14 protein-coding genes are annotated in these 16,571 nt (G+C 68.8%); 7 read left to right on the top strand and 7 right to left on the bottom strand.

Annotated features, from left to right (window positions below; genetic code table 11):
* Positions 1-754: 754 nt before the first annotated feature.
* The 5 genes from ACK4K7_RS05775 to ACK4K7_RS05755 form a co-directional block, all read right to left on the bottom strand.
* Positions 755-1,009, bottom strand: coding sequence for a DUF2442 domain-containing protein (locus ACK4K7_RS05775; protein WP_431864277.1), 255 nt, complete (start codon positions 1,007-1,009; stop codon positions 755-757).
* Positions 993-1,235 (bottom strand): DUF4160 domain-containing protein, encoded by a 243-nt coding sequence (locus tag ACK4K7_RS05770; RefSeq protein ID WP_431864276.1) that lies wholly within the window; start codon positions 1,233-1,235, stop codon positions 993-995. The genes ACK4K7_RS05775 and ACK4K7_RS05770 overlap by 17 nt, the downstream gene beginning before the upstream one ends.
* On the bottom strand, positions 1,235-1,402 hold the full coding sequence (locus ACK4K7_RS05765) for a KTSC domain-containing protein (protein ID WP_431864275.1): 168 nt from the start codon (positions 1,400-1,402) through the stop codon (positions 1,235-1,237). The genes ACK4K7_RS05770 and ACK4K7_RS05765 overlap by 1 nt, the downstream gene beginning before the upstream one ends.
* Positions 1,403-1,621: 219 nt before the next feature.
* The gene (locus ACK4K7_RS05760; protein WP_431864274.1) at positions 1,622-2,674 is read right to left on the bottom strand and encodes a ribonucleotide-diphosphate reductase subunit beta; all 1,053 of its coding nucleotides are present in this window, start codon (positions 2,672-2,674) and stop codon (positions 1,622-1,624) included.
* A gap of 193 nt (positions 2,675-2,867) precedes the next feature.
* Positions 2,868-4,772, bottom strand: coding sequence for a ribonucleoside-diphosphate reductase subunit alpha (locus ACK4K7_RS05755; protein ID WP_431864273.1), 1,905 nt, complete (start codon positions 4,770-4,772; stop codon positions 2,868-2,870).
* A 485-nt stretch (positions 4,773-5,257) separates the two neighbouring features.
* Here ACK4K7_RS05755 and ACK4K7_RS05750 point away from each other — a divergent pair, with 485 nt between their 5' ends.
* The 7 genes from ACK4K7_RS05750 (at position 5,258) to ACK4K7_RS05720 (ending at position 14,328) form a co-directional block, all read left to right on the top strand.
* Complete coding sequence (locus ACK4K7_RS05750) at positions 5,258-7,984, top strand: ATP-dependent DNA helicase (protein WP_431864272.1); 2,727 nt, start codon at positions 5,258-5,260, stop codon at positions 7,982-7,984.
* Positions 7,981-8,523 carry a SixA phosphatase family protein gene (locus tag ACK4K7_RS05745; RefSeq protein WP_431864271.1) on the top strand — a complete coding sequence of 181 codons (543 nt, stop codon included), beginning with the start codon at positions 7,981-7,983 and terminating at the stop codon, positions 8,521-8,523. The genes ACK4K7_RS05750 and ACK4K7_RS05745 overlap by 4 nt, the downstream gene beginning before the upstream one ends.
* 148 nt (positions 8,524-8,671) lie before the next feature.
* Positions 8,672-9,667, top strand: coding sequence for an adenosine kinase (locus ACK4K7_RS05740; RefSeq protein WP_431864270.1), 996 nt, complete (start codon positions 8,672-8,674; stop codon positions 9,665-9,667).
* Complete coding sequence (locus ACK4K7_RS05735) at positions 9,664-10,233, top strand: TIGR00730 family Rossman fold protein (RefSeq protein ID WP_431864269.1); 570 nt, start codon at positions 9,664-9,666, stop codon at positions 10,231-10,233. Before ACK4K7_RS05740 ends, ACK4K7_RS05735 begins: the two co-directional genes overlap by 4 nt.
* Positions 10,234-10,274: 41 nt before the next feature.
* On the top strand, positions 10,275-11,540 hold the full coding sequence (locus tag ACK4K7_RS05730) for a NupC/NupG family nucleoside CNT transporter (protein WP_431864280.1): 1,266 nt from the start codon (positions 10,275-10,277) through the stop codon (positions 11,538-11,540).
* 53 nt (positions 11,541-11,593) lie between these two features.
* The gene (locus ACK4K7_RS05725; RefSeq protein ID WP_431864268.1) at positions 11,594-12,544 is read left to right on the top strand and encodes an isopenicillin N synthase family dioxygenase; all 951 of its coding nucleotides are present in this window, start codon (positions 11,594-11,596) and stop codon (positions 12,542-12,544) included.
* Between the two features lie 20 nt (positions 12,545-12,564).
* Positions 12,565-14,328 carry a bifunctional metallophosphatase/5'-nucleotidase gene (locus tag ACK4K7_RS05720; RefSeq protein ID WP_431864267.1) on the top strand — a complete coding sequence of 588 codons (1,764 nt, stop codon included), beginning with the start codon at positions 12,565-12,567 and terminating at the stop codon, positions 14,326-14,328.
* A 282-nt stretch (positions 14,329-14,610) separates the two neighbouring features.
* On the opposite strand, the gene ACK4K7_RS05715 is transcribed toward ACK4K7_RS05720, so the two are convergent.
* Both ACK4K7_RS05715 and ACK4K7_RS05710 read right to left on the bottom strand, forming a co-directional pair.
* Positions 14,611-16,092 (bottom strand): AMP nucleosidase, encoded by a 1,482-nt coding sequence (locus tag ACK4K7_RS05715; RefSeq protein WP_431864266.1) that lies wholly within the window; start codon positions 16,090-16,092, stop codon positions 14,611-14,613.
* Positions 16,079-16,549, bottom strand: coding sequence for a cytidine deaminase (locus tag ACK4K7_RS05710; RefSeq protein ID WP_431864265.1), 471 nt, complete (start codon positions 16,547-16,549; stop codon positions 16,079-16,081). Before ACK4K7_RS05710 ends, ACK4K7_RS05715 begins: the two co-directional genes overlap by 14 nt.
* Positions 16,550-16,571 lie beyond the last annotated feature (22 nt).

Genomic DNA, 16,571 nt, shown 5'->3' with positions numbered 1-16,571 from the left:
ACAAACTCAAGAACTGGCGGCGCATTGCCACCCGCTACGACAAGACGCGAGAGTCATATCTGGGCTTCGTCACCATCGCCTCCGTCAAACTCTGGCTACCCTTTGTCCACGAGGCCTAGCGATCGAACTCGAGGGCTTAAGTCTGACGCTGCAAGCAGGGCATGTTCCATCTTTAGAAAGTGTTCAATGGTCATTTCCCGAGCTTGGATATGTGTGCTTCCGCTTAGGTAGCCGCCTGAAAATCGCTCCAAGCCCAAGCGGTTTAAAAACTCGCGCCAGTGAGTAGAAGACAGCGCTCGGGTCCGACCGTGCCGCGCGCGCCAAGACAGGAAAATCTCGCGGAGTCGGCTGTCTGGCCGTTGATCGCCTTGTGCTAGTTGCTCAACGAAGTAGGCTCCTTCGACGAACTTTCGGGAGGATACAAACGCCTCCAGTAGCTCAAGCAAGAGTCGAGACTCACTATATGAGAGAGGGACATCTCCTTGCCTGAAATTCGCACGTCTCGAGGCGGACTCCCCGACCACCACTCTCGCCAGCAGTCTAAGTAATTCTTGATCTGCTTTCGAAAGGCGAACCTCGGGTGGGAATATGGCCATTCACATGCTCGTTACCTATTTCGCCGCCACGCCCGCTTGGCTGAACATCTCGTCGCTCGCGAAGCCTTTGGCATCGATCGCCGCTTTGGCGACAATTCCTCCGGTCGGCTGCTTCGCCCTCGCATGGCTGCGCTGTCTCAGGCCTCGGTCCAATTCAATCACGCCGCCTTCGTCCGCGCCCGCGTCTGGTCCCCTCTCCCGGCGAGGAGGCCGGCGATCGAGATGTCCTCGTCCAGCTCTTCCCAGTGGAGGCCGGCGCGGCTGAGTTCGACGGCTTCGCGCTGGGCGGGGGTGCCGTGGAGGAGGCGGGGGAACCAGGCGAGGGGAACGCCGAGCGTGCGGCCGTCTTCCAGCTCCACCCAGAAGCTGTACTCGTCGAAGCGGACCGAAACCGGTTCAGGCGAAATGGTCATTCCAGACCCTCTCTATTTCCTCACGATGCTGCTCCACCACGCGGGCGAGCTCACTTTGCTCGCGAGAGGAGAAGCCGCGATTATAGGCGACGGTCACCTCCGGATACAGCCAGAACTTGGCATTGTCCCTGCCCTTGCGGACGTGGATGTGCACCGGCTCGCACGGATCACCCTCGTCCGAGTAGAAGTGGAAGCGATAGCCGTTCCAGCGGAAAACGACGGGCATCAGCCGTAACGGTCCCGGATGTTGTCGTTGAAGTACCTGCCCCTGGAGCCGGCCGCGAGCAGCCCGGCATAGATGTGGGCAGGTACGCCGTAATAGGTGTACCGGCCGGTGCCGTTGAACCAGATGTCCAGTCGGGCCGAACCGGCGTCATATTCGATGCGATGCATTGCGGAAGAACCGACGCTGGGCATCTACCCGGACCTCCCCCACCCCAACCCCTCCCCTGAAGGGGAGGGCTTTTCTAGATTATTCGGCGGCAACCCCCGCCCGCGTGAACATGTCGCCCTCGCCTTCCGGCGCGTCGTTGGCCACCTTCGCCTTCTGCCTGCGGTCGGCTGCGTCGTCCCCCGGACGACTACGCTGTCCCAGACTTCGTTCCAGGTCCCTCATTCGGCCGCCACGCCAGCCTGCGTGAACATGTCCCCCTCGCCCTCGCCTTCCGGCGTGTCGTTGGCCACCTTCGCCTTTTGCCTGCGGTCGAAATTGTCCCACACCTCGTTCCAATTGCCCTTGGTCGCGGCCTTGGAATATTCGGTCGCGCGGGTTTCGAAGAAGTTGGCGTGCTCGACGCCGTTGAGGAGCGGGGCGAGCCAGGGGAGCGGGTGTTCGTCGATCATGTAGATCGGCTGGAAACCGAGCTGGCCCAGGCGCCAGTCGGCGATGTAGCGGATATACTTCTTGATCTCCTTGGGCGTCATGCCGGGGACCGGGCCCATTTCGAAGGCGAGATCGATGAAGGCGTCCTCGAGCCGGACGGTCTTCTGGCAGACGTCCATGATCTCCTCGCGCACCGCCTTCGTCATGCAGTCGCGTTCCTTCACGAAGGCGTGGAACAGGCGGATGATGCCTTCGCAATGCAGGCTCTCGTCGCGCACCGACCAGCTGACGATCTGGCCCATGCCCTTCATCTTGTTGAAGCGCGGGAAGTTCATCAGCATGGCGAAGCTGGCGAAGAGCTGCAGCCCCTCGGTGAAGCCGCCGAACATGGCGAGCGTCTTGGCGATGTCCTCGTCCGTGTCGACGCCGAAGGTGGCGAGATAATCGTGCTTGTCCTTCATCTCCTTATACTGGAGGAAGGCGCTGTACTCGCTCTCGGGCATGCCGATCGTGTCGAGCAGGTGGCTGTAGGCGGCGATGTGGACCGTCTCCATGTTGGAGAAGGCGGTCAGCATCATCTTGATCTCGGTCGGCTTGAACACGCGGCCATATTTGTCGTGGTAGCAATCCTGCACCTCGACGTCGGCCTGGGTGAAGAAGCGGAAGATCTGCGTCAGCAGCGAGCGCTCGTGGTCGGTCAGCTTCTGCGCCCAGTCGCGGCAATCCTCGCCGAGGGGCACTTCCTCGGGCATCCAGTGGATCTGCTGCTGGCGCTTCCAATATTCGAACGCCCAGGGATATTCGAACGGCTTGTACTGCTTGCGGGCTTCGAGAAGGGGCATCAGATTAACTCCAAACCGGAGGTTTGTCCGACCCTCCCTCTCCCCTTGCGGGAGAGGGCAGGGGGAGAGGGGGCAGCGAACGGAGCGGCTCGACGCCGCTGCGGCCGCTCGGCTGAAGGAGGGAGTCTCCTGGCCGGCAGACGCCGGCCGCCCCTCTCTCCAACCTCTCTCCCGCAAGGGGAGAGAGGCTCAATTACTGGCACGCCAGGCATTCGTCGTAATCCGTCGTCGCCGCCAGCTCGATCTGCTTCAGGTCCGGCGTGTTGTCGGCTTCCACGCCGCCGGCGAAGCCGGCGCGCTGGACGGACTTGGAGCGCAGATAATAGAGACTCTTGATGCCGAGCTCCCAGGCGCGGAAGTGGAGCATCAAGAGGTCCCATTTGTCGACGTCGGCCGGGATGAACAGATTGAGCGACTGGGCCTGGTCGATATAGGGCGTGCGGTCGGCGGCGAGCTCGAGCAGCCAGCGCTGGTCGATCTCGAAGCTGGTCTTGAACGTGTCCTTTTCCTCGCTCGTGAGGAAATCGAGATGCTGGACCGAGCCGCCTTTCTCCAGGATCGAATTCCATACCGCGTCCGAATTCTTCGACTTGGCGACGAGCAGCTTTTCGAGATGCGGGTTGCGGATCGAGAAGGAGCCGGACAGCGTCTTGTGGGTGTAGACGTTGGCCGGAATGGGCTCGATGCAGGCGGAGGTGCCGCCGGCGATGATCGAGATGCTGGCGGTCGGCGCGATCGCCATCTTGCAGGAGAAGCGCTCCATCACGCCCTGATCGGCGGCGTCCGGGCAGGGGCCGCGCTCCTTGGCGAGCATCATCGAGGCCTGGTCGACCTGGGCGCGGATGTGGCGGAAGATCTTGAGGTTCCAGCTCTTCGCCATCGCCCCTTCGAAGGCGAGGCCGCGCGCCTGCAGGAAGGAGTGGAAGCCCATGACGCCGAGGCCCACCGAACGCTCGCGCATCGCGCTGTACTTGGCGCGGGCCATCTCGTCCGGCGCGCGGTCGATATAGTCGGTGAGGACGTTGTCGAGGAAGCGCATCACGTCCTCGATGAACATCTTGTCGCCGTTCCATTCGTCCCAGGTCTCGAGATTGAGGCTGGAGAGGCAGCAGACGGCGGTGCGGTCCTGGCCGTGCTGGTCGCGGCCGGTGGGCAGCGTGATTTCCGAGCACAGGTTGGACGTGGTGACCTTGAGGCCGACGTCGCGCTGATGCTTGGGCATCGCCTCGTTCACATGGTCGATGAAGATGATGTAGGGCTCGCCGGTCGCGAGCCGGGTCTCGACCAGCTTCTGGAACAGGGCGCGGGCGTCGACCTTGGCGCGCTCCGACCCGTCCTTGGGGCTGCGCAGCGTCCATTCGCCGCCCTCGCGCACGCATTCCATGAAGGCATCGGTGACGAGCACGCCGTGATGGAGGTTCAAGGCCTTGCGGTTGAAGTCGCCCGAAGGCTTGCGGATCTCGAGGAACTCCTCGATCTCCGGGTGCGAGATGTCGAGATAGCAGGCGGCCGAGCCGCGGCGGAGCGAGCCCTGGCTGATCGCCAGCGTCAGCGAGTCCATGACGCGCACGAACGGGATGATGCCGCTGGTCTTGCCGTTGAGGCCGACCGGCTCGCCGATGCCGCGGACATTGCCCCAATAGGTGCCGATGCCGCCGCCGCGCGCGGCCAGCCACACATTCTCGTTCCAGGTGTTGACGATGCCGTCGAGGCTGTCCGACACCGAGTTGAGGTAGCAGCTGATCGGAAGGCCGCGGCCGGTGCCGCCGTTCGACAGGACCGGCGTCGCCGGCATGAACCACAGCTTGGAGATATAGTCGTAGAGCCGCTGGGCGTGGGCGGCGTCGTCGGCATAGGCCGAGGCGACTCGCACGAACAGGTCCTGATAGCTCTCGCCCGGCAGCAGATAGCGGTCGCGCAGCGTGTCCTTGCCGAATTCGGTGAGCAGCGAATCGCGGCCGTGGTCGACCTCTAGCGTGTAAGCGAGCGGCTTCACCGACTTCGAGTCGGCGTCCGCGCGAGCGGGCTTCGCCTTGGGCGCGTCGGTGAGGGTGGTCACGTCGCCGGCTCCCACTTCGCTGCTGCCTGAGAGGTCCATCTCATATCCCCTGTTCTATGTTCGTTCCAGTGGGCCAATAGCCCATCCTAGGGCATAAGCCAGGGGAGCGGGGCGCTTATTTGGGCTTGTCCCCGATATCCACAGGACAGCAGCGGCCACTCCGCGATCATATGGTGATCGCGGCTGGCGCCTACAAGCTCTAGCGTCACCCCCTTGGCAGCGCCACTATCCATTGTGCCCGAACCGAGTCCGGATGCAAGACCGTAAATCTTCCGTTCATCGATTTTCGGCGGTGCGACGAGTGGTGAAGAGGGGTGGAAGAAGGGTCCCTCGCCGTGCCCTTTCCTTCCCCCCCTCCCCTCCCTGCACGCAGGGAGGGGCCGGGGGTGGGTGCGTCTCCGGAGAAGCCCCGCGGGCGGAGACCCACCCACCCCTAACCCCCCTTCCAGGGAGGGGAACATCCCGGCGCATCCAGATCCCCTTCGGCCGTTGCCGGTTCGTTCCGGTTGGGGCTAGAAGGCGCCATGCGTCCGCCGCCGCCTTTTCCCGCGCTTCACGCCACCCATGGCGGGATCTGGATCGCGCATGGCGACGGGCGGGTGGAGAGCCTGGGCCGGGGCGCGGCGATCGCGCGGGCGGCCGAAACGCCGATGATCATGCTGAACGCGCCGCTCGTCGGCCAGCGACTCGGCTATCCGGACCTGTCGGGGCTCGATCTGCTGGAGCTGTTCGCCTTCGTCCATCCCGCCCGCTTCGCGGTGCCGACGCCCAAGGGGCTGGCGCAGGCGCTGGGCCTCGCCGCGCCGGCGGGCGACGCGGAAGCCGCGCCGTTCCTGCGCGAAGCCGCGGCGGCCCTGCTGGCGACGCTGGAGGAGGACTGGCCGGAACGCGAGGGCGCCTGGGCGTCGGCGCAGGCGCTGTGGCGGCTGCGCTGGCCGTGGGGCGCGACCGTCGGCGAGCGGCTGCGGCGGCCGGAGCGGGACGAACGCTGGCTGTTCTCGCGCCTGCCGGAATGGGAGGAGAGCGGCGGCCGCCCCCCGCCCCGCCCGCTGCGGATCGGCGAGGCGGAGACGGCCGAGCGGCTGGCGCGGCTGGTCGGCGGCGACGCCGAGCTTCGCCAGGGGCAGCGCGATTATGCCCGCGCCGCCGCCGCCGCCTTCGCCCCGCGCAAGGCCGAGGGGCGGCCGAACCTGCTGCTCGCCGAGGCCGGGACCGGGATCGGCAAGACGCTCGGTTATCTCGCCCCCGCCTCGCTGTGGGCGGAGAAAGCGGGCGGGGCCGTCTGGGTGTCCACCTATACCAAGGCGCTGCAGCGCCAGCTCGACCGCGAGGGCATGCGGCTGTTCCCCGACGCGGCCGAGCGCAAGGCCAAGGTGGTCGTGCGCAAGGGCCGGGAAAACTATCTCTGCCTGCTGAACCTGGAAGACGCGCTGCAGGGCGGCTTCGCCGGGCGGGCCGCGATCCTGGCGCAGCTGGTCGCCCGCTGGGCCGCTTATACCAGGGACGGCGACATGGTGGGCGGCGACCTGCCGGGCTGGCTCACCACCCTGTTCCGCCGGGCGGGATCGACCGCGCTCACCGACCGGCGCGGCGAGTGCGTCTATGCCGGCTGCCCGCACTACCGCAAATGCTTCATCGAGCGGTCGACGCGGGCGAGCCAGGAGGCCGACATCGTCATCGCCAACCATGCGCTGGTGATGGTGAACGCCGCCCGCGCCCGCGACGGCGGCCAGCCGCCGGGGCGGATCGTGTTCGACGAGGGCCATCATCTGTTCGACGCGGCCGATTCGACCTTCGCCGCGGCGCTGACCGGCCAGGAGGCGATCGAGCTGCGCCGCTGGCTGATCGGCCCGGAAGGCAAGTCGCGTGGGCGCCGCCGCGGCCTCGCCGCGCGGCTGAGCGACGTCGCCTCCTATGACGAGGCGGGCGCGCTGGCGCTCGACATGGCGGTGCAGGCGGCGCACGCGCTGCCCGGCGACGGCTGGCTGGGCCGGATCGCCGAGGGCCTGCCGTTCGGCCCCGTCGAGAAGCTGCTCGCGGCGGTGCGGGGCACCGTCTACGCCCGCGCCGACGCGCAGGATGCCGGCTACGGCCTCGAGACCGAGCTCGCCGAGCCCGACGGCGCGCTGGTCGACGCCGCCGCGCCGGCGGTGGAGGCGCTGGAGCTGCTCGCCAAGCCGCTGGTCGCGCTCGGCCGCCGGCTCGAGGCGGTGATGGAAGACGCGCCCGACTGGCTCGACGCCCAGGCGCGGGCGCGGATCGAGGGCGCGATCGGCGGCCTCGGCTGGCGCGTGCAGACGCTCCAGTCCTGGACCGCGCTCGCGGCGCGGATCGGCGGCCCGGCCGATCCCGACTTCGTCGACTGGCTGGCGGTGGAGCGGGTCGACGGGCGCGAATATGATATCGGCCTCCACCGCCGCTGGCTGGACCCCACCCGCCCGCTCGCCGAGACGGTGCTGAAGCCGGCGCACGGCGTCGTCGTCACCTCCGCCACTTTGCGCGGGGCCGAGGACTGGGCGGGGGCGGAAGCGCGCACCGGCGCCGCCCATCTCGATGCGCCGGCGCTCCATTTCAGCGCCGACAGCCCGTTCGATTATGCGCGGCGCAGCGAGGTGCTGATCGTCACCGACGTGAAGCGCGGCGACACGGCGCAGCTCGCCGGCGCCTATTCGCGGCTGATCGAGGCGGCCGGCGGCGGCACGCTGGGCCTGTTCACCGCCATCCAGCGGCTGAAGGCGGTCCATGCCCGCATCGCCGACCGGCTCGCCCGCGCCGGCCTTCCGCTCTACGCCCAGCATGTCGATCCGATCGACACCGGCACCCTGGTCGACATCTTCCGCGACAATCCGCGCGCCTCGCTGCTCGGCACCGACGCGCTGCGCGACGGCGTCGACGTGCCCGGCCATTCGCTGCGGCTGGTGGTGATGGAAGGCGTGCCCTGGCCGCGGCCGACCGTGCTCCACGCCGCGCGGCGGGCGGCGCAGGGCGGATCGGCCTATGACGACCGGGTGGTGCGGGCGCGGCTCGCTCAGGCGTTCGGGCGCCTGATCCGCCGCGCGTCCGACCGGGGCATGTTCGTCTTGCTGTCGGCCGCGACGCCGACCCGCCTGCTCGCCGCCTTCCCGCCCGGCGTGCGGGTGTCGCGGGTTCCGCTCGCCGAAGCGACGGCGCGGGTGCGCGAGCGGCTTTCAAGCGCCGACGCTTTCGGGCATGGCGCGCTGGAGGCGCCGGCGATGCAGGACGGGCTATGAAGATTCTGACGCTCTTGAGGCACGCGAAATCGGGCTGGGACGACCCGGTGGAGCGGGACTTCGACCGGCCGCTGAACGGCCGCGGCCGCCGCGCGGCGCGGACGGTGGGCGCGAAGATGCGGGCGCTGGGCCTGCGCTTCGACCAGGTGGTGGCCTCGCCCGCGGTGCGGGTGGTGGAGACGCTGGCGGACCTGTCCGAAGGCTATGGCGCGCCGATCCGGCCGTATTACGACGAACGCGCCTATCTCGCCTCCGCCGCCACGCTGATCGACATCATCCACGAGGCGGACGAGACCGCCGAGCGGCTGCTGATCGTCGGCCACAATCCGGGGCTGGAGACGCTCGCCCTGCTGCTCTCGCGCGAGGGCGGCGAGGCGCGGGCCGAGATCGCCGTCAAATATCCGACCGCCGCGCTGGTCGAGATCGGCCTGCCGGTCGACAGCTGGCGCGACGTCACCGAAGGCACCGGCACCATCGCCCGCCTCCTCCGCCCTCGCGACCTCGACCCCGAACTGGGCCCCGACGAGGACAGTTTCTAGGCCCCCCGGTAGTGCGAGCGCCGCAAGGCGCGCGGCAATCCACGCCTCGGAACCTGCCCCGACCGCCCCAAGGGAACGCCCCGCTTGCGCGGCGGGCGGGCGGCAGCTACCAGCGGCGCGAACTCCCGGAAAAGAAACGAAGCTTCGCGTGACCGACACCCGCCTGGACGTGCTTGCAATCGGCGATGCGGTCGTCGACGTGATCGCGACCGCCGACGACGACTTCCTGGCCGAGGAAGGCCTGCCCAAGGGCTCAATGCGCCTCATCGACGCGACGGAGGCCACGCGCCTCTACGCCCGGATGAACCAGGCGCGCGAGACGAGCGGCGGATCGGCGGCCAACACGATGGCGGGGCTCGCCGCGCTCGGCGGCCGCGCCGGATTCGTCGGCCAGGTCGCCGCCGACCAGCTGGGCGAGATCTTCGCCCACGACATCCGCGCGCTGGGCGTCGAATTCCGGACGCCGCCGTCCGATCCCGAAATCCCCACCGGTCGCTGCCTCATCCTCGTGACGCCCGACGCGCAGCGGACGATGAACACCTTCGCCGGCGCCGCCCACACCTTGTCCGAAGCCGCGCTGGACCCGAAGCAGATCGAGGATGCGGCGATCCTCTATCTCGAAGCCTATCTGTGGCGCCCGGCCGGCCCGCGCGCGGCGATGAAGAAGGCGATCGAGATCGCCCACCGCGCCGGCCGCAAGGTCGCGCTCACCATGTCCGACATCGCCTGCATCGCCAGCAGCCGCGACAGCTTCCTGGAGCTGATCGGCGGCGGCGGCGTCGACATGCTGTTCGCCAACGAGAATGAAGTGAAGGCGCTGACCGGCCGGGACGATTTCGACGCGGCGGTGGCCGATGCCTCCGCCCAGGTGCCGTTGCTGGTCGTCACCTGCGGCGAGCGCGGCGCGATCGCGATCGAACGCGGGCGCCGGGTGGCGGTCTCCGCCGAGCGGGTCGGCCCGGTGGTCGACACGACCGGCGCCGGCGACCTGTTCGCCGCCGGCTTCCTGCGCGGCCATGCCGAAGGCCGGCCGCTCGAGCAGAGCCTGCGCATCGGCGCCGTCGCGGCGGCCGAGATCATTTCCCATTTCGGCGCCCGGCCCGAGGCCGACCTGAAGGCGCTGGTCGCGGAGCATCTGCAATGAAGCGTCTCGCCGTCTATTGCGGCTCCAGCATGGGCGCCGATCCCGCCTTCGCCGACACCGCCCGCGCGCTCGGCGGCGAGATGGCGCGCCGCGGCATCGGCCTCGTCTATGGCGGCGGCCGGCTCGGCCTGATGGGCGTGGTCGCCGACGCGGTGCTGGAAGCGGGCGGCGAGGCGCACGGCGTCATCCCGCAGGCGCTCACCGACCTCGAGGTCGCGCATCGCGGCCTCACCGAGCTGCACGTCGTCACCACCATGCACGAGCGCAAGGCGAAGATGACGGAGCTGACCGACGCCTTCGTCGCCCTGCCGGGCGGCATCGGCACGCTGGACGAGCTGTTCGAGGCCTGGACCTGGAACGCGCTCGGCTATCATGCCAAGCCCTTCTGCCTGCTCAACGTCCACGGCTTCTGGGACCGGATGATCGGCTTCCTCGACGACGTGACGGGATCGGGCTTCATGTCGCCCGCGCGGCGCGGCCAGCTGCTGGTCGCCGACGGGATCGACGCGGCCATCGACATGCTGGACGCCGCCGCCCAAGCGGGCGAAAGAAAGATGGTCTGGTAAGCGGGAGTTTTGGGGTGGGGAGTGATTTCACGAGAATAGCGATGGGGGTGGGCGGCATCCTCCTCATCCTCGCTCTGGCCGTCCTGCTGTCGGCCAACCGGCGGGCGATTCGCCTGCGCATCGTCGCCGCCGCCTTCGCGCTGCAGGCCGGCATCGCCGTCCTGGTCCTCTACACCCCCTGGGGCATAAGGGCGATCGAGGGGCTCGCCTTCGGCGTGTCGAACCTCCTGTCCTACGCCAATCGCGGCACCGAATTCCTGTTCGGCCCGGCCGAGACCAATCCGCTGGCCAACACCTTCGCCATCGCCGCTTTGCCGGTGATCGTCTTCTTCGCGTCGCTGGTCGCGATCCTTTACTACCTCGGCGTCATGCAGCGGGTGGTGCGCTGGGTCGGCGGCGCGATCGCCTGGGTGACGGGGATCAGCCGGGTCGAATCGCTCGCCTCGGCCGCCAACATCTTCGTCGGCCAGAGCGAATCGCCGCTGGTCGTCCGCCCCTATCTCGCCGCGCTCCCGCCCTCGCAGCTCTTCACCATCATGTGCGTCGGCATGGCCGGCGTCGCCGGCACCATCCTCGCCGCTTATGCCGCCTTGCTCGGCTCCGAGGCGCTTCCCTATCTGCTCGCCGCCGCCTTCATGTCGGCGCCCGGCGGCATCCTGATGGCGAAGATCATCATGCCGGACGAGCCGACCGCGCTCGGCACCGGCGAGCTGCCGCTCGACGTGCCCCCGGCCGAGCCGGACGAACGGGTCGACGTCGCCGAGACCTTCGAGGAAGGCGAGCAGCCCGCCAACGTCATCATGGCCGCCGCCCAGGGCGCGCAGACCGGCGTCAAGCTCGCCGTCGCGGTCGGCGCGATGGTGCTCGCCTTCGTGGCGCTGGTCGCCCTGCTCAACGGCCTGCTCGGCGGCCTCGGCGGCTGGTTCGGGATCGAGGATCTGAGCTTCCAGCGCCTGGTCGGCTACGTCTTTCAGCCGATCATGTTCCTGATCGGCATTCCCTGGCACGAAGCCGGGATCGCCGGCGGCCTGTTCGGCACCAAGATGGTGCTGAACGAATTCGTCGCCTTCATCGACTTGGGCGCGATGGCGCCCGGCACGCTCAGCCCGCGCAGCGTCGCCATCGTCACCTTCGCTTTGTGCGGCTTCGCCAATTTCAGCTCGATCGCGATCCAGATGGCGGTGACCGGCGGCCTCGCGCCCAACCAGCGGCCGGTGATCGCCCGGCTCGGCATCAAGGCGCTGATCGCCGGCAGCCTCGCCAATCTGATGAGCGCGGCGCTGGCGGGGCTGCTGATCCCGGCCTGATCGGTTATATCCCTTAGTTCCCGGCCGCGGCCGGCGCGAGTAGAGGCAGTTTCATGAGCAGCATCGATACCCAGGCGCGGACCGTCGCCTCCGTCTCCCTCACCGAATCGGACAGGGACCCCGAAGGCTTCGCGCGCGAGATCGGCGGATCGTTCGAACGCTACGGCTTCGCCATCGTCGCCGATCACGGCATCCCGTCCGACCTCATCCGCCGCGCGGAGGAGAAAGCGAAGGCCTTCTTCGCCCTGCCCGAGGAGGTGAAGCGCCGCTACCATATCGCCGGCGGCGGCGGGGCGCGCGGCTACACGCCGTTCGGGATCGAGACCGCCAAGGGCGCGACCGCCTACGACCTGAAGGAATTCTGGCATGTCGGGCGCGAGCTTCCCGAAGGCCACCCCTTCGCCGAGGTGATGGCGGCCAACGTCTGGCCGGAGGAAGTGGAAAGCTTCCGCGCGACCTTCCTCGAACTGTTCGCCGCCTTCGACACGGCCGGCGCCCGCATCCTGGAGGCGATCGCCCGCCATCTCGGCCTCGCGCCCGATTACTTCGTCGATACGGTGCGCGACGGCAATTCGGTGCTGCGCCTCCTCCATTACCCGCCGACCGACGGCAACGGCCCCAACGTGCGCGCCGGCGCGCATGAGGACATCAACACCATCACCCTGCTGCTCGGCGCCGAGGAAGCCGGCCTGCAGCTGCTCGACCGCGACGGCAACTGGCTGCCGGTCACGCCGAAGGAGGGCGAGCTCGCCGTCAATATCGGCGACATGCTGCAGCGGCTCACCAACAACGTGCTGCGCTCCACCACCCACCGGGTGGTGAACCCGCCGCCCGAACGGCGCGGCCATTCGCGCTATTCGATGCCCTTCTTCCTCCATTTCCGGCCGGATTTCCTGATCGAGACGCTGCCGCAATGCATGGAGGGGCGGCCGAACCTCTATCCGGAGCCGATCACGTCGCACGATTATCTGCTGGAGCGGCTGCGCGAGATCAAGCTGGCCTGATCGGACAGGGGGGAACAGGCATGAACCGGACGTCACTCGCCGCGCTGGCGGCCCTCGCGGCGCTCGGCGCCTGCGCCGCGCCGCGGGCCGACCGCCCCGCTCTCGCCGCCGCCGCCGTGGCGCCGGTCGAGGTCAAGATCATCGCCTTCAACGATTTCCACGGCAATTTGCCGGTGCCGCGCCAGGCAATCCCGGCCCGCCTGCCCGACGGCGGCGAGGTGCGGGTCCCCGCCGGCGGCGCGGCCTATTTCGCCTCCGCCGTCGCGGCCCTGAAGGCCGAGAATCCCAACCATGTCGTGGTGTCGGCGGGCGACATGATCAGCGCCTCGCCCTTCGTGTCGGCCCTGTTCCTCGACGAGCCGACCATCCATGCGATGAACGCGATCGGCATCGATTTCAACGCGCTCGGCAATCACGAATTCGACCGCGGCCGGGCCGAGATCCTGCGCATGCAGAATGGCGGCTGCGAGGTGCACACCAGCCGCACCCCTTGCGCGGTCGAACCCTATGAGGGCGCCCGCTTCGGCTTCCTCGCCGCCAACACCCTCACCGAGGACGGCACCACCCTCTTCCCCGCCTGGGGCATGCGCAGCTTCGGCAGCGGCGCCGGCGAGGTGAAGGTCGCCTTCGTCGGCATGACGCTGAAGGAGACGCCGACCGTCGTGAGCCCGTCGGGGGTGGCCGGTCTCACCTTCGCCGACGAGGCGGACACGGTGAACGCGCTCGTCCCCCGCCTCAAGGCCGAGGGCGCCGACGCGATCGTCGTCCTCATCCACCAGGGCCTCGTCACCAGCGCGCCCTATGTTGACAAGAGCTGCGCCGTCGAAGGCGACCTGAAGCCGATCCTCGACCGGCTCGACCCCGCCGTCGACCTCGTCGTCTCCGGCCACACCCACAACGCTTATGTGTGCGATTATGCGAAGGTCGATCCGGCCCGCGCCTTCCTGGTCACCAGCGCCGGCCAATATGGCACGATGCTGACCGACATCACGTTGTCGATCGATCCGGTCGCCGGCCGCGTCGTCTCGCGCCGCGCCGACAACCGCATCGTCCAGAATGACGGCTACCCCACCTCCGCCGGCGAGGTCGCGCCGCAGCCCGCCTTCGCCCGCTTCGCCGCCGATCCGCAAGTCGCGGCGATCGTCGACCGCTATGCCGAGGCGGCGCGGGAGAGCGAGCGCAAGGTGGTCGGCCGGCTCACCGCCCCCGCCCCGCGCGACCGCGACGCGAACGGCGAGATGGTGCTCGGCATGCTGATCGCCGACGCGCAGCTTCACGCCGCCCGCGAAAGCGGCGCCGAGATCGCCTTCATGAACGCGGGCGGCGTGCGCGCCGAGATCGCCCCCGCCGACGGCCAGGTCACCTTCGGCCATCTGTTCGCCGCCCAGCCGTTCGGCAACGGCCTGGTGGTGAAGGGCTTCACCGGCCGCCAGATTCGCGCGATCCTGGAACAGCAGTTCGCGAGCGGCCTGAACAGCGTCGAGCAGCCCAACGTGCTGCTCGTCTCCGAAGGCTTCAGCTACGGCTACGACCTGTCCCGGCCGGAGGGCCAGCGCATCCTCGACCCGCGGCTCGGCGGCCGCCCGCTCGAGGACGACCGCGTCTACCGGGTGGCGATCAGCAGCTTCCTCGCCAGCGGCGGCGACAATTTCACCCTGTTCCGCGAAGGCCCCGAACAGGGCACCGGCCTCCAGGACCTCGAAGCCCTCGAAGCCTATTTCCGCGCCCGAAACCCCCTGACGCCCCCCACCCCCGGCCGCGTCCGCAACCTCACCCCCCGCTGACGCCCTGCTCCCAAAGCCCTCTCCCCCCGGGAGAGGGTTGGGTGAGGGTCACCCGCCGGTCGCGAAAAGAGCGGGGCGTTTCCGCATACGCCGGAACTCTCACCCCAACCCTCTCCCACAGGGAGAGGGAGTTCGAGGCGGCGCGGGCCAAAAGCCCTCTCCCCCGGGAGAGGGTTGGGTGAGGGTCACCGCCGGTGGCGAACAGGGCGGGGCATCTCCGCTGAAGCCGTCGCCCTCACCCCAACCCTCTCCCATGGGGAGAGGGGGCTACGAGGGAGCACCTCAGCGGAACGGGGGTTCGTCGAAGCTTCGGAGCTTGCGGGAGTGGAGCTTGGCTTCCTGTTCCTTCAGGATCCGCAGCGTTTCGATGCCGATGCGCAGGTGCTGGCTGATCGCGCGTTCGTAGAAGGCGTTGGCTTGCCCCGGCAGCTTGATCTCGCCGTGGAGCGGCTTGTCCGAGACGCAGAGCAGGGTGCCGTAGGGGACGCGGAAGCGGTAGCCCTGGGCGGCGACGGTCGCCGATTCCATGTCGATCGCGACCGCGCGGGACTGGTTGAAGCGCAGCGCCGACAAGGTGTAGCGCAGCTCCCAGTTGCGGTCGTCGGTGGTGACCACCGTGCCGGTGCGCAGCCGCCCCTTCAGCGCCGCCGGCGCCTCGCCCGTCACCTGCGCCGCCGCGTCGAACAGGGCCTGCTGGATCTCGGCGATCGGCGGGATCGGCACTTCGGTCGGCAGCACGTCGTCCAGCACATGGTCGTCGCGCAGATAGGCGTGGGCGAGGACATAGTCGCCGATCGTCTGGCTGGGACGCAGGCCGCCGCAATGGCCGATCATCAGCCAGGCCTCCGGCCGCATCACCGCGAGATGGTCGCAGATCGTCTTCGCGTTGGACGGGCCGACGCCGATATTGACGAGGCTGATCCCCTCCCCGTTCGGCGCGATCAGATGATAGGCCGGCATCTGGTGGCGCCGCCAGCGCCCTTCGGCGATGCGGCTTTCGGCATTGTCGAGATCGGCGACGGTGAAGGTCTCGCCCGGGACCGACAGCGCCTCATAGGGGCTGTCCGGCCGCTTCAGCTCGCCCAAAGCCCAGCGGACGAATTCGTCGACATAGCGGACATAGTTGGTGAACAGCAGGTAGCGCTGGGTGTGCTCGACCGGGGTGCCGGTATAGTGGCGCAGCCGGGCGAGGCTGAAATCGACCCGCGGCCCGTCGAACAGCGACAGCGGGCGGGCGCCGCCGGCATGCTGGCGCCAGGCGCCGTCGGCGATCTCGTCGCCGATATGGGCAAGCTGGGTCATGGGAAACCAGCGGCCGAGCTCCGCCGCGCGGACCTCGTCGAGCCGCAGGTCGTCGGTGCCGTCGAGCACGTAGGGATAGGGGATTTCGCTCGCCGAGCGGGCGACGGTCACCTCCACCCGATAGTCGCGCAGCAGGAAGCCGAGCTGTTCGGTGAGATATTTGCGGAACAGGCGGGGCCGGGCGATGCTGGTCGCATAGTCGCCCGCATCGTTCAGCCGGCCGAAGGCGCGGGCCGGGAAATAAGGCGCCTGATCGGGGCGGTAGGAGACGCGCAGCTCCGGATAGGCGAACAGGCCCGCCGCCCGGTCCGCCGCGGTCGGGGTGGTGCCGGAGCGCAGATAGTCGGCGAGCGCCTTCCTCAGCGCGGCCACCGATCCGTCGTAGATGGCGCAGAGCGCGTCGATGATCTCGGGGATCTGGTCCTCGCGGGTCGCGACCGTCGGTTGATCAGCCATCGGCATCCTTCAGATTGGCGGGGCCGAAGCCCGCGGGAAGCAGTTCGGAGATGCGCCGCCGCTCGACCGCGCGGCCGTCGCCGCTGGCGGAGACGATCTCGATGTCGGCGCCGGCGACATGGGCGGCCTCGAGCAGCGCCTGGCGGCAGCCGCCGCAGGGCGTCACCACCATCTCGCCGGCCAGCTCCCCGTCGGGGCCGAGCCGGCCGCCGGCCACCGCCACCCGCGCCACCCGGCCGAGCCCGAAGGCCTGCGCCGCCGCGCTCAGCGCCGATTGCTCGGCGCAGACGCCCAGCCGGTAGCAGGCATTTTCCATATTGGCGCCGACCGCCACCGTGCCGTCCGCCGCCTCGACCGCGCAGCCGACCGAGAAGCCGGAATAAGGCGCATAGGCGCCGCGCGCCGCCGCGCGCGCCCGCGCCACCAGCGGGTCGGTGCCTGTCTCGCTCGTCTCGTCCATCATCGTCACCCGTCCTGTCGGGCTT

The organism is Allosphingosinicella sp. (genome assembly GCF_046295735.1).
In the GTDB taxonomy this organism is placed as follows: domain Bacteria; phylum Pseudomonadota; class Alphaproteobacteria; order Sphingomonadales; family Sphingomonadaceae; genus Allosphingosinicella.
This window is presented reverse-complemented; position numbering and strand designations above follow the sequence as displayed.